Raw genomic sequence first — 12,288 nt, 5'->3', positions numbered from 1 at the left:
AAACCAGGGGTTCTTCGACATGCTAAGCAACTCACGAAGCCAGCCACATAAGGTAAAAAAGCAGCAGTCAGCTCTCGAAAACACATCACCATGTGCTCCACCTCGCCAAATTACCCATATTCCCCCATTTCTCAACGTCCCTTTCACAAAGGAAGTAGAATCTCTCTCATTTGTAAACAGTTAATCGACAGTCTCTTTTTCAGCCTTACAGCGCAACTCTCTCCAATTTTCCGTGCTGTAACGCGGTTTTTCCGCCTTACAGCGTTAGTCTGGATTGACTTTTTCGACGGTGTGACTTTTGCAGTACAATCCCACATTTAGTCCGGTTACATCAAATTCGATTGTACCTTTTTGCAGCACTGCTGATGAACCCAACCGTTTGCCGCTCCCAATCCCCTCGACCTTAGTCACTCTATTCCTTACTCTCTATTCCTTACTCTCTATTCCTTAATCTCTATTCCTTAATCTTTATTCCTTAATCTCTAAAACCCTTAATCCATTCAGCTTCAGCAAATAATCCTCCAGCTGCTGAAGATCCTGCGGAAGAGCAGCTTCAAAAACCATCCGCTCGCGTGAGATTGGATGTGTCAGTCCCAGAACAGCAGCATGAAGCGCCTGACGGTTAACCGCCGCTTCCATCTGAGGCGAGCCACCTTTAGAAGCTGCGTCACCCTCTGACGCATAGCCATAAAGCTTGTCGCCAATAAGCGGACAGCCGATATGCTTCATATGCACTCTGATCTGATGTGTGCGTCCCGTCTCAAGCTTCAGCTTCACCTTTGCGGCAATACCATTGCCGTATACTTCCTCTGTATCGTAATGGGTGACAGAGTCATAGCCGCTTGGTGTGACAATCCGAACATGCGGCTCCTCAGGATCGCGGTCGATCGGCGCATTTATCGTTCCGGCGAGCTCTCTTGGCGCACGGTAAACATAAGCGCGATACCGCTTATCGACCTCTCCCCGCTGCAGCTGCTCCGATAATTGCTGATGCACATAGGGGGTTTTGGCGATTGCCACCAGTCCTGACGTGTCCTCATCCAAACGATGTACCGGCCTGAAACGAACCTTTTCCCCCTGCTGCTTCCAATGATAGATGACTCCATTAGCCAGTGTGCCGGTATAGTGGCCGTGAGTAGGATGCACAACGATTCCCGGCGGCTTGTTGACGATGAGCAGATTGCGATCCTCGAATACGATATCCAGCTCCATCGGCTCTGCCAGAATATCGTCCGATTCCTCCTGCTCCATCCTCACCGTCAACTGATCGCCCTCTTGAACACGCTCGGATGTGTAGACACGCCGCCCGTTCACCGTAATTCCCTGCTCCGTTAGCTTCAGTCGCGACAGCAGCTTTCTGGATACGCCAAGACGCCGCTCCAGCACCTTGCGCACAGTCATGCCGCCCTCCTCAGGCGACACGACTACAGTTAGCGGTTCATAATACGCTTCCTCCACACTCATTTATCCCGTTTGCGGAACACTTCCGCGCTCCGTACATATTCCGTATCCTGTTGGCCTAATTTTGCATTGGCCGATCGTGCAGCGGCAAAGAAATAGTCCGACAAACGATTGATATATTTCTGCACAGCCTCATTAATCGCAGCTCCTGCGGCTAATGTAACTACTCTGCGCTCCGCGCGTCTGCAAACCGTCCGGCAAACATGCAGCAGCGCAGACACCTCACTTCCCCCAGGCAAAATAAACCTTGTTATCACTGGAGATGCTTCGATATGCGCATCAATCCAGTTCTCCAAACGCACGACCGGCTCCTCGGACATCTTGAATTGACGTCCTTCCGGGTCAGCAAATGCAAGATCAGAACCGCAATCAAACAGCTCCTGTTGAATGTCCACCAGCTCCTGCACCAGCTCATCCAATTGTCCTGTCGCCCCGGCAACCGCTGCCGCCTGACCGACAAAGCAATTCAATTCATCTATCGTTCCGTAGGCTTCTACCCGTATATCGTCTTTGCTGACACGTCCGCCTTTGACCGAGGTTTGCCCGCGATCTCCTGTTCGTGTATACAATCTCATCCCGTTAACAGCTCCTTCTCTATTCAATCAGGGTATTTGCCCGCGTTAGACCAATTGCAGCATACCGTTCCCTATCCAAGTGCCTCTCAAATATAACATAAAAGACGATATATGTTGACGAGAGAACGAACAAAAGGACGAAGCAGGGAATGATTCTGGCGTAGCGCCTGTGTTAGGTAATTCCGGAAGCGTCAGCGCACTTTAGAGCATTCTCCTGCGCAGCGGCCCCTTTGTTCCTTTCAATCTTCCACTTATACAGCTCAAAGAAGAAGAAGCCCCCTCTCAGGGACTCCTTCTCACGCCTCCGTATATTCCGGCTTGGTCTTTTTCCGCATGTGAATCATATATTCATTGATTTTGACATCCAGCTTACGGCTGAGATCGATGACGATATCGGAACTGAACGAAGCTTCCTCCATGTAAGATTGCTCCATCTTAACACGCAGCGTATAAATTTCGTCTTCCAGAATCCTTATGGATGAAGACAACTGCTCTGCTGAAATGGTGTTCGACTCCTCGTGAGACGTACGACCATAATCCGCATAAGCCACTGTCATCCCTCCTCGTCAAATTCAGCCAATCATAAAAATACAATTGTGCCAATAGGTGAATTATAAAGATTTACTAAAATTATTATAGCAAAGGATAACAATTCTGAATATATCTTTTTCATTCTCCTTTAAGTTTCCGCACAAAATTGCCCATTCGTTCAATCGCTTCCGTTAATTGATTGACCGAGGTCGCATACGAGCAGCGCAGATAGCCTTCTCCGCCAAGACCGAATACATCGCCTGGAACAGCGGCTACGCTATGCTCATTCAACAAGCGAGTCGCAAACTCATCCGAACTTAGACCTGTAGATTTGATTGACGGAAAAGCGTAGAAGGCTCCCTGCGGCTCATGGCATTCCAGCCCGATCTCACGGAATCCGCTAACGACCAATCTCCGCCGCTGATTATAGGACTCCACCATTCTATCCTTTTCTTCAAGACCATTGCGAAGAGCCTCCAGCGCTGCTACCTGTCCCATGACAGGCGCGCACATGACTGTAAACTGATGAATCTTGAGCATGGCGCCAATCAGGTCCTCATGTCCGCAAGCATAACCCATCCGCCAGCCTGTCATTGCAAATGCCTTGGAGAAGCCGCTAACGAGAATAGTCCGATCCTTCATCCCTGGTACAGATGCGAAGCTCACATGCTTCGAGCCATACGACAGCTCTGCGTAAATCTCGTCGGAAATAACGATAAGGTCATTCTCCTCGACGATCTTCGCGATCGGCAGCCAGTCCTCATAGGTCATCGTACCGCCGGTCGGATTACTCGGATAGCACAATACCAGCACCTTCGAACGCGGTGTGATGGCCGCCTTAAGTGTCTCTGCCTTGAGCTTGAAATTATCCTTCGCAAAGGTTTCCACACCGACTGGAACGCCGCCGCTAAGCGCCGTAATGGGGGAATAGGAGATATAGCAGGGCTCAGGAATAAGAATTTCATCACCTGCTGTAATGAGTGCGCGCAATGCAAGGTCGATGGCCTCACTGCCGCCGACAGTAACAAGAATTTCCTTGCCGGGATCATAGGCCACATCAAAATTTTTGTGCAGATACAGTCCGATCTCCTCACGCAGCTCCGGCATTCCGGCATTGGACGTATATTGCGTCTTTCCCATCTCCAACGAATAAACGCAGGCTTCCCGCACATGCCATGGCGTGACAAAATCAGGCTCGCCTACCCCTAGCGTAATAATATCCTTGCGACCGCTTGCCAAATCAAAAAACTTGCGGATGCCCGACGGTTTAATCTCCCTTGCCTTCGGGGTCAAATATTCTGACATCGACTGCCGCCGATTGGTTAATTCTGTTTGTTTCTCTTCGTCTTTAATCATCATAATCACCCTTTATGGCGAGACAAGAAGACGATGGTCGTCTTCATTCTCTTCGAAGATAATGCCGCCCTGCTTATATTTTTTCAAGATGAAAAATGTTTTAGTGGATAGAACCGCGTCAATCGGCGAAAGCTTGTTGGAAACAAAGGAAGCAACATCCTTCAAGGTATTCCCTTGCACCTCTACGAGCAGATCATATGCCCCCGACATCAGGTAAACCGACTTCACTTCCGGATACAGGTAAATCCGCTCCGCAATGCCCTCGAAGCCGCGGCCGCGCTCAGGGGTGATTTGCACCTCGATTAGCGCCGTTACCTTCTCATCATCCACCTTGCTCCAGTTGACGACGGTTGCATACTTTACGATGACGTGATCCTGCTCCATCTCTGCAATCGCCTGCTTTACTTCCGCCACCGGGGCGTCCAGCATCGTACCAATCAGATCCGCGCTAAGCCGCGCATCCTCCTTAAGCAATTCCAGTATTTTCATCTTCAGTTCAGTCATCGTCAAGCCCTCCTCAATAGTTGTTGCGAAATACAGCTCTTTCCGCCTTTAGTTATAATGACTATATTACAACGAATCCAAGCATCCTGCAAAGCGAAAAAGAAGTCTCGCTGTGTCCCTTGACTTATTCAAAAACAGCGTGGTCATTACTAGTGAACAGGCTGGCGCATCCGATATATCATGCCTCAAAAAAAGAAAAACAGCCTGCTGAGTTTTCCTCAGCAAGCTGACCATTCAATGAGCTTGTTGCTCGCCCTTCGTCCAAATTGGAATGAAAAGCACCGCTAGCAGCTGCTTCTCACATTAATTTCCGCACCGCCCACTGCTCCCAGCACGCAGTGTTTCGCTGCATGACGACGGCGGTCGGTCGACCACATGTACTGCTTGCCTTGTATACCTGCTGCGACGGCAATCGTCATAAGCCGTCTTGCAATGAGCTGCCGCGTGCTTGCAGTTGTGCATCGATACGTCTATTCGTACAATCGGATCTCCGCCACCTGCAGAAGACCTCCACTGTTGTTGCTGAAATCAAATCTGTAATACTTATAGGCAGTTGTGTTGCTGAACGTATACGTATTCGTCTGGTAGCGATTCTGGAAATCCTGATTGCTGCGCGTATCTACAGTTGTCCAATTGGTACCGTCATTGGAGCCCGACAGCGTCCAGCCTAACGGGTCCCTGTCAGGCTCATCATTGGCCGAGGTGATTTTGTATGAAGTGACCGCGTGAGCATCCGTTCCAGCAAACTGGTATTGTATCCATCCCGTATTGTTAATCAGGAGCCACTTGGTAGCTTCGCTATTATCGAAAGCCTGCTCCTTCTCCTCGCCTGCGGGACTGTTCGAGCTGCTGACAGTGACCGTTCCCCCTTCAGTCAGACCTCTAGGGGTTTCGAACGCATTAAGGTACGGACTGTATTGCAGCTTGATCAAAGCGGCTCGGAGCAGATCAATTTCAAAATCAATATTGAGCCCTCGACATCGACTGCGGTGACCCGGATTTTCTGGAAGCTGTCAATCTATATTTGTTTCGTTAAGAATCACTTCCGATTCGTGATTTTTGCAGGAAGCATCGGGATGATCCTCTTAAGCGACAAGGCTGTCCAGTAAGCAGCAACCTGCTTACTGAACAGCCTTGTCTTTTTACTACATATAAAATTGGCTTTGTTGATTTGTAGGGATTTGCGGTTGGATATATTGACCTTGTAAATGCTGCTGCTGATTATATTGTCCGCCGAAGGAAGCCTGCTGCTTCAAACCAAGCTGCTGCAAATGCTGTTCCGCTTGCTGAATAACCTGCTGATGCTCTTTGATCTGCTTGTCCACTTCTTGGCGTAGAGCTGGGGATGCTACACTGTACATGTTCTGCTGCTGCATCGCATTGAACAAATCCCCCTGCATGCGCAGCGTATTATTCAATAAATTCGTGAACATTTGGCGGGTTTGGGGGCAACTGGATTCCGTAGCAGCCGTAGCGTACTCCCGAACCACTCGTTTCAAATCAGCTAGAACAGTATATGCCAAATCCTTCTCAGGCATTAGTGTCTGCATCGAGATCGCTTGCGTATGCTGTTGTTGATGCACTTGTCATAACCTCCCAAAAGTTTTCTGCGTTATACTTCCTGATTAGCTTCTGTGAGCAGAAAACTACATCGGAAGCATTAGCTTAGTTTTCTGTGCTACTTCTTGGGTATCTTCTGTGCTAGCAGAAAACTGCTTCGGAAGCATTAGCTTAGTTTTCTGTGCTAGCAGAAAACTGCCTCGGAAGCAATAGCTTAGTTTTCTGTGCTATTTCCCGGGCTAGCTTCTGCGCACGCAGAAAACTGCTTCGGAAGATAGGCTTTGTTTTCTGCGCTTTAGTTTTGCGGCTGTGTTGGAGCCAACTGCTGATGCTGTTGAAGTGAATGGAGCAGGGTGTGCATATGCTGCTCGTGCATATGGATCATTTGTCCGCACACTTGCTTAAGCGCCGGACTGCTGCCTGCTGCTACGACAACAGCACATTGCTTCATGAGCAAGTCTTCATTGGAAATGGAATCAACGACATATTCCAATTCTTTGGCCGTTATGGGCTGCATCATTCGAGGAGTCCCTCCTTTTTTCCAATCTATGTAACCATCGGTAGTATGTCCTTCCCGCTCTGTTCTTATGTATCCGAGATGCTTCCGTATGAGGGAAGATCTCGGGGTCGCGTAACTCATGGCAGATGCACCGTTTTAACATGATCAAAATGGAGAAAGACTGGATTGCCTCCTGCGGTTGAAAGCTCCACCATGTTCTGATCAATGCTCTTTAGAACGCCTATTTTGTTCGGATTCTCTCCCAAATCAAGAATAACGAACTCTCCGGTCAGTTTGCGCAGCTGCTGGTCGAACGTGCGTGCGAGTGTCATCGGCGACGGCTTCAAGGGGAATTGTTCCGGTGTGAGCGTATACGGAGTAACATTCGGACTGTAAGGAATCAAATATTTGAGATGATGCAGCGATACGACAACTGTATGATAGACGGGCGAGTAGAAGACAAAGAAATCATTCATAACACTGGTCAGATAGCCATGAATAGACTGATTGCCCGTAATATACAGCTCGGAGAACATGCCTTTGGCATTCATCAGCATCTTGCGGTACGAAATGGGTTCATTCTGATGCTCAAATGGTAATTCCGGTACAATAATTTCCTGATAATCTTGTGTAGCAAGCCTCATCTGCTGCAGATGAATCAAGGGTACGTACAGAAACTGCAAGCCATTATGAAGAACGAGAATATCCTGCCCCCAATCTATCAGCTTGCCGCGAATATGTGCCGTTTTGCCGGAAACCTCAATTTCAATATACTGATCCAATAAAGGGTGACGATTTTTCATACGGTCGACCCTCCTTTCATCCAATTATTCGCGTCCATACGTAGAGACTAAGAAGACTTAATAACAGACCTGACGGAATAACAACTACTGTTGCCTTCATGTAGTCCTTCCACGAAAGCTGAACGTCATGCTGACGCAAGATGAACAACCAGACTAACGAGGCCAATGTCCCTACTGGCGTAATAAGCGCACCTACATCGCTTCCAAGAATGTTGGCTAAGTAGGCCAGTTGCAGTGTTTGCGGTTCCAGATTCATTTGCGTCAACGATAATGTACCGATCAAAGCCGAGGGCAAATTGTTCAGGAAGCTCGACATGATCGTCAGTAGTCCACCTGTTACCATCACAACGGACAGATCGCTGGAAGATATCAAAGATGAAAGCTCCATTGCGATGACACGGGTTATTCCGATCCCCTGCAAGCCGTCTACAATCACATAGATACTGAACGCAAACAAGAGAATGTGCCAAGGGGCTTTGCTCACTAAATCCATAGGTCCACGGCCAGTCTTCCACCAGCGTGCCATAAGCAATAACAGAGCGCCGGCAATTGCAATCCATGCTATCGGCACATCGAAGCTGGATCCGATAAAGAACCCAGCCCGTGTGACGACGACGATGATCATGCAAATTCGAAACAACGACCAATCGACCGGGTATGGCTGCGAGACTGGAGGCATTTGATCAGCAGTCGGTATGCGCAAGGGCAACTGCTTGCAATAGAAAAGATACAGCATCGATGCAAGAGAAACGATTCCTATCATAGCGGGAATGAACATTAGCTGGACGTAGTCATTACTATCAAGTTGTATCATAGACTGTGTAATAAGAGTGCTGAAATGACTGACTCCGATCGGTGTTCCCGCTGCTATGGCGATTAATGCTCCGCTTATTAAATAGGGGATCTGTTGATAAATTCGCAGCCGCAGCATGCTGCCAATCTGCAGGATGATCGGAGTCGTAATGAGTATACTCGCATAATGGTTGAAGAACAGCGTCATCAAGAAACAGAGGATAAGAATACCTGCGAACAAGCGAATGCCAGAGCCGCGGGCATGCGTTACCATATTGATAGCAGCCCACTGGAAGAATCCGATGCTTTGCAAAGTAATAGCCATGACAAGCACAGCCAGCATAATAACAGCAGCCCCGCCGTAATGTGTCCAAATAGAATCAAGATGAGAGAGCGGTGTTAATCCTGAGAGAAGGAGTATCGCAGCACCTAATATGGCGGGAACAGCAGCATGAATCCCTTTGGGACGCCATGCGGTGAAAACAACGGTTAACAGAAATATGAGAACGACTAGGCAGGATTTGGCGTCAGCCATGCGGATGCGCCTTGCCTCGGAGCTGTAGCTCAAAAGCGTAAGCGTCCGCTGCATTCGGCTGAGATAGTGCAGTCGGTTGAGGTGATGCAGTCCCTTTTGTCGGTGAAGCCGATTGAGACGTTGCAAGTATTTGCGTTGGTGAGGCCGACGGAGTCGATGAAGCCCGTATTGGTTCTATCTTTTCCATCTTCTCAAAGTCAAGCGTATTGGAGTGCTGCGGCGGCTTGGGCGCAAGGAGAAGGAATAGCGGTATGCTGACTAGCAGTATAACCAAGGCGATAAACATGGATCTCCTCCCCCCTTGTCAGTGAAAATATGGCTGCAACTGCCGGAGCTGAAGGAGAGCTGCTGCAAGTCAGCCCCGGCAATCAACAGTTCTATTTCTCTGCCTTGCGGGAGATGCGTTTAACTGTCCTTTTAACCCCTGCCTGATCCTGATCGGATGCCTGAAAATGTGCTCTGCCGGTCCTTGGGCCTCTCGATTTGGGACCGCGTGTTTTGTGGTCATGCGTCTTGTGGCCGTGCGTTTCATCCCCGCCAGTGCGCTGCCCTCCTGTACGTCCGCCGCCATAAGTGACATACTTGCCGGTCTGCTTGACAGTCTTAATATGGAAGAGCGGAATTTGCAGCAAATCCTGTCCATCTACCAGAAGTACGGAGTCAGCGCTAACCTCTGCAATAAACCCTTCCACTTTCTCTGGTCCGCCTGAGTTGATTTGAACAAACTTCTTCGTCAACTTGCGAAGCACGCCCAAGAAATTGCGGGCAACGATATATTTGGGCGTCCAGCCTTTGGTCTTGTGGGTTGGAAGCTCGGTAATGCTTTTCACATGACTGGTATTGACATAAATAATGCCATCCTTTGTTTGCAGCACGATATAGTCGCTTTGTACTGCGATCAATTTCCCTTCCAGCGAGTCAGGGCCGCCGCGATTGATTTTCACATTTTTGCCAATCAAATTCCGAAGATAGCTGCCCTTCTTGTCATGCTTGTCGCTGCGGTGGCTGCGGTGGCTGCGGTGGCTCCGATCACCTCTTGTAGGGGACACTTCTGTTTGTTTCCAAGGATTGCGTTGGCTCTCGCCGCCTAAATAGTTGTATGGCCTGTTGCCCGAACCATACCTACTCCAAGATCTGTTGCTTTTGTGGCACTGTTTCATTCAAAATCCCTCCGTAAAATAATAGTAAACACTTTGGCACACCAGAACGATCGGGTTGCATCCAATCGGGGGACACCAATTATACGGTTCATCATCCTCGCTTCGACATTCATCCCTCCATTACTTGCCCCGGTGAAATCTATCATGGGAGTTGATTTGTAATATATCTATATGTATCCCATAGCCAAGCGGTACTAGTTTACTATCTATTTTCTATGAGAATGTATACTGGCCTAGCGCGATTGCTAGATTCGCCGGCTTGCTCCGCCCAAGCAGATCCGAGTGACCTTTAAGACCGCAATCGCATAGTGTACATAAGCAAAAGCCTATTGACGACGAATAGGCTGTTTTTCTGGAGTAAGGAGATGATCTCATGTCCCAGGAAGGACTCCCCGTTCATAAAATTACGATCAATGATGCTGATATGCAGCAGCTGCTTAATGATGTGTGGAGCAATGAATTCGCCCCAGTCAAGCTTGAGCTCGGTGGAAAGCAATATGAGGCCCGGCTTCGAATCAGAGGCGGGCATACGCGTAATTATCAGAAGAAATCGTATGAAATACATTATGGTCAGGGGCAAATCCTCCATTGGAATGCGGAATTCGACGATCCTTCCATGATTCGCAATGCACTTTCCTTTCATTTCTTCAATAAAATCCAAGTGCCGGCTCCGAGAACCCGGCATATATGGCTGGAATGGAATGGGCAGCCTCACGGCGTTTATTTGGAGATTGAATCGGTTGACCGGAAATTTTTCCTGAGAAGGGGAATAGGCTCGCGCTCCCTCATCTATGCTGTCAATGACAACGCCAACTTCAGTCTCATTGATGAAGATACAGAGCAGAGGAAGGTCTCCCTGTTCTCCGGCTATCGGCTAATGCGCGGCAACAACTATACCCGATTGCGGCTAGTCCGTTTCATACGGGGAATTAATCGCCCTCCTAAGTGGCCGCTGCGTGTTTATTTGGCAAGAAGGCTGGATGTAAGGAACTACCTGAAGTGGCTTGCAGGGGCTGTGTTGACGGGAAACTACGATGGATTTGAACAAAACTATGCGCTGTACGAACATCGCGCCAGCGGCAAATACCGCATTATTCCATGGGATTATGAAGGAACCTGGGGCAGAAACTGTTACGGAAAAGTGTGCAGCAGCGGTCTTGTCAGTATAAGAGGGTACAACACACTTACAAGCAAAGTGCTTGCTTATCGAGCATGCCGTATTTTGTACCGCAATTTGCTTCGCAGGCTGCTTGCCGGCAAATTTACCTGGACGGCAATTAAACCGGCTGTCACTGCCATGTATGCGAAGCTTACACCCGCCATTCAGGATGATTTTACGAGGAAATGGCCATTTGAAACATTCCAGCAGGAGCCGGAATTGATTCGGAACTACATTAAAGAACGGCGTGCGATTATTAGGGCAGAGCTGAGGACATGGACAGAATAAGTCCATCCAGTCCAGCAGCAGCGGTTCGCAGCACAGGGGGCGGCTCACTGTATTTCAGAAAACCACTGTATGCTCAGAAAATATCCATACTTAAATATCGTTCACCGCTATCCGGTGCAATGCACAGCACTCTTCGACCTTCACCCAAGCTCTTCGCCAAGCGCAGCGCAGCCCATACCGCCGCTCCTGATGACGGGCCTAGCAGAAGTCCTTCCCTCCTGGCCAGCTGTCGCATCGTCTCAAGGGCATCATGGTCAGCGACTTGTACAATCTCATCGTAAATCGCAGTGTTCAGAATGGCTGGCACGAAGCCTGGACTTGTGCCAACGAGCTTATGCGGCCCAGGCTGTCCGCCGGACAATACTGGAGATCCGCTCGGTTCCACAACAGCGATATGAAGCTGCGGCAGCGCAGCCTTCAAAGTCTCGCCTGTGCCTGTAATCGTCCCGCCAGTGCCAGCCGTTGCAACAAAGGCATCCAGACGGCCTCCCGTCTGTTCCATAATCTCCTGCGCTGTCGTGCCTCGATGCGCATCAGGGTTGGCTTGATTCTCGAACTGATTCGGAATATAGCTGCCCGGATGCTCCTGCTGCAGCTCGATCGCCTTGCGGAGGGCGCCTGTCATCCGTTCCTGTGCAGGAGTAAGCACAACCTCAGCCCCGTATGCCCGCAGCAATCCAATTCTTTCCTTCGTCATATTGTCGGGCATTACGAGAATAAGCTTGTAGCCTTTGGCTGCCGCATTCATCGCCAGACCAATGCCAGTATTGCCGCTGGTGGGCTCGATGATCGTACCACCCTTGGGTATCAGTCCGCGCCGTTCTCCGTCTGCAATAAGCTCAGAAGCGGCGCGATCCTTCACACTGCCGCTGGGATTGAATCTCTCCAGCTTAACTAGAACCTCTGCGAGGCCTGGTCCCGCCAAACGCTGCAAACGTACAACAGGTGTATGGCCAATTAGATCCGTTATGCTAGCAGCAACTTTCGCCATCAAATCCACCCCCTTCAAATTTATTAGGCTTAGGCTCGAAGCCTTGTGGACATTTCAAGTGCTATTCTAATAAT

14 protein-coding genes are annotated in these 12,288 nt (G+C 49.2%); 1 reads left to right on the top strand and 13 read right to left on the bottom strand.

Going from position 1 to position 12,288, the window contains the following annotated elements:
* Nucleotides 1–468: 468 nt before the first annotated feature.
* From L6H65_RS24425 to L6H65_RS24370, 12 genes are all read right to left on the bottom strand, one after another.
* On the bottom strand, nucleotides 469–1,464 hold the full coding sequence (locus L6H65_RS24425; protein WP_236346681.1) for an RluA family pseudouridine synthase: 996 nt from the start codon (nucleotides 1,462–1,464) through the stop codon (nucleotides 469–471).
* A complete protein-coding gene (locus tag L6H65_RS24420; protein ID WP_236346678.1) occupies nucleotides 1,461–2,036 on the bottom strand; it encodes a cob(I)yrinic acid a,c-diamide adenosyltransferase in 576 nt (191 codons plus the stop codon). Before L6H65_RS24420 ends, L6H65_RS24425 begins: the two co-directional genes overlap by 4 nt.
* A 296-nt stretch (nucleotides 2,037–2,332) precedes the next feature.
* Nucleotides 2,333–2,587 (bottom strand): aspartyl-phosphate phosphatase Spo0E family protein, encoded by a 255-nt coding sequence (locus tag L6H65_RS24415; RefSeq protein ID WP_371877762.1) that lies wholly within the window; start codon nucleotides 2,585–2,587, stop codon nucleotides 2,333–2,335.
* 118 nt (nucleotides 2,588–2,705) lie between these two features.
* The gene (locus L6H65_RS24410) at nucleotides 2,706–3,923 is read right to left on the bottom strand and encodes an aminotransferase class I/II-fold pyridoxal phosphate-dependent enzyme (RefSeq protein ID WP_290370474.1); all 1,218 of its coding nucleotides are present in this window, start codon (nucleotides 3,921–3,923) and stop codon (nucleotides 2,706–2,708) included.
* Between the two features lie 12 nt (nucleotides 3,924–3,935).
* Nucleotides 3,936–4,427 (bottom strand): Lrp/AsnC family transcriptional regulator, encoded by a 492-nt coding sequence (locus L6H65_RS24405; RefSeq protein ID WP_236346675.1) that lies wholly within the window; start codon nucleotides 4,425–4,427, stop codon nucleotides 3,936–3,938.
* A gap of 470 nt (nucleotides 4,428–4,897) precedes the next feature.
* Nucleotides 4,898–5,359 carry a discoidin domain-containing protein gene (locus L6H65_RS24400; protein WP_236346672.1) on the bottom strand — a complete coding sequence of 154 codons (462 nt, stop codon included), beginning with the start codon at nucleotides 5,357–5,359 and terminating at the stop codon, nucleotides 4,898–4,900.
* 213 nt (nucleotides 5,360–5,572) lie between these two features.
* Complete coding sequence (locus tag L6H65_RS24395) at nucleotides 5,573–5,977, bottom strand: spore coat protein (RefSeq protein ID WP_236346687.1); 405 nt, start codon at nucleotides 5,975–5,977, stop codon at nucleotides 5,573–5,575.
* 305 nt (nucleotides 5,978–6,282) lie between these two features.
* Nucleotides 6,283–6,507, bottom strand: a complete 225-nt coding sequence (locus tag L6H65_RS24390; RefSeq protein ID WP_236346669.1) for a hypothetical protein — start codon at nucleotides 6,505–6,507, stop codon at nucleotides 6,283–6,285.
* Between the two features lie 116 nt (nucleotides 6,508–6,623).
* Nucleotides 6,624–7,289: a YwrJ family protein gene (locus tag L6H65_RS24385; RefSeq protein WP_236346666.1), complete on the bottom strand. Its 666-nt coding sequence runs from the start codon at nucleotides 7,287–7,289 to the stop codon at nucleotides 6,624–6,626.
* A 16-nt stretch (nucleotides 7,290–7,305) separates the two neighbouring features.
* On the bottom strand, nucleotides 7,306–8,616 hold the full coding sequence (locus L6H65_RS24380) for an ArsB/NhaD family transporter (protein WP_236346662.1): 1,311 nt from the start codon (nucleotides 8,614–8,616) through the stop codon (nucleotides 7,306–7,308).
* Nucleotides 8,609–8,902 (bottom strand): hypothetical protein, encoded by a 294-nt coding sequence (locus L6H65_RS24375; protein ID WP_236346659.1) that lies wholly within the window; start codon nucleotides 8,900–8,902, stop codon nucleotides 8,609–8,611. The genes L6H65_RS24380 and L6H65_RS24375 overlap by 8 nt, the downstream gene beginning before the upstream one ends.
* Before the next feature lie 91 nt (nucleotides 8,903–8,993).
* Entirely contained in the window at nucleotides 8,994–9,665 is a 672-nt protein-coding gene (locus L6H65_RS24370; RefSeq protein ID WP_236346656.1) for a DUF6897 domain-containing protein, read from the bottom strand.
* Between the two features lie 484 nt (nucleotides 9,666–10,149).
* Here L6H65_RS24370 and L6H65_RS24365 point away from each other — a divergent pair, with 484 nt between their 5' ends.
* Nucleotides 10,150–11,223, top strand: coding sequence for a CotH kinase family protein (locus L6H65_RS24365; protein ID WP_236346653.1), 1,074 nt, complete (start codon nucleotides 10,150–10,152; stop codon nucleotides 11,221–11,223).
* 73 nt (nucleotides 11,224–11,296) lie between these two features.
* On the opposite strand, the gene cysK is transcribed toward L6H65_RS24365, so the two are convergent.
* Complete coding sequence (gene cysK / locus L6H65_RS24360; protein ID WP_236346650.1) at nucleotides 11,297–12,214, bottom strand: cysteine synthase A; 918 nt, start codon at nucleotides 12,212–12,214, stop codon at nucleotides 11,297–11,299.
* Nucleotides 12,215–12,288: the final 74 nt, after the last annotated feature.

Origin of the sequence: Paenibacillus plantiphilus (genome assembly GCF_927798095.1) — a bacterium.
In the GTDB taxonomy this organism is placed as follows: domain Bacteria; phylum Bacillota; class Bacilli; order Paenibacillales; family Paenibacillaceae; genus Paenibacillus_Z; species Paenibacillus_Z plantiphilus.
This window is presented reverse-complemented; position numbering and strand designations above follow the sequence as displayed.

Coding starts and splice junctions, on each gene's coding strand:
- L6H65_RS24425 (WP_236346681.1), bottom strand. CDS start 1,464: ATGAGTGTGGAGGAAGCGTATTATGAACCGCTAACTGTAGTCGTGTCG.
- L6H65_RS24420 (WP_236346678.1), bottom strand. CDS start 2,036: ATGAGATTGTATACACGAACAGGAGATCGCGGGCAAACCTCGGTCAAA.
- L6H65_RS24410 (WP_290370474.1), bottom strand. CDS start 3,923: ATGATTAAAGACGAAGAGAAACAAACAGAATTAACCAATCGGCGGCAG.
- L6H65_RS24405 (WP_236346675.1), bottom strand. CDS start 4,427: ATGACTGAACTGAAGATGAAAATACTGGAATTGCTTAAGGAGGATGCG.
- L6H65_RS24395 (WP_236346687.1), bottom strand. CDS start 5,977: ATGCAGACACTAATGCCTGAGAAGGATTTGGCATATACTGTTCTAGCT.
- L6H65_RS24390 (WP_236346669.1), bottom strand. CDS start 6,507: ATGATGCAGCCCATAACGGCCAAAGAATTGGAATATGTCGTTGATTCC.
- L6H65_RS24385 (WP_236346666.1), bottom strand. CDS start 7,289: ATGAAAAATCGTCACCCTTTATTGGATCAGTATATTGAAATTGAGGTT.
- L6H65_RS24380 (WP_236346662.1), bottom strand. CDS start 8,616: ATGGCTGACGCCAAATCCTGCCTAGTCGTTCTCATATTTCTGTTAACC.
- L6H65_RS24375 (WP_236346659.1), bottom strand. CDS start 8,902: ATGTTTATCGCCTTGGTTATACTGCTAGTCAGCATACCGCTATTCCTT.
- L6H65_RS24365 (WP_236346653.1), top strand. CDS start 10,150: ATGTCCCAGGAAGGACTCCCCGTTCATAAAATTACGATCAATGATGCT.
- cysK (WP_236346650.1), bottom strand. CDS start 12,214: ATGGCGAAAGTTGCTGCTAGCATAACGGATCTAATTGGCCATACACCT.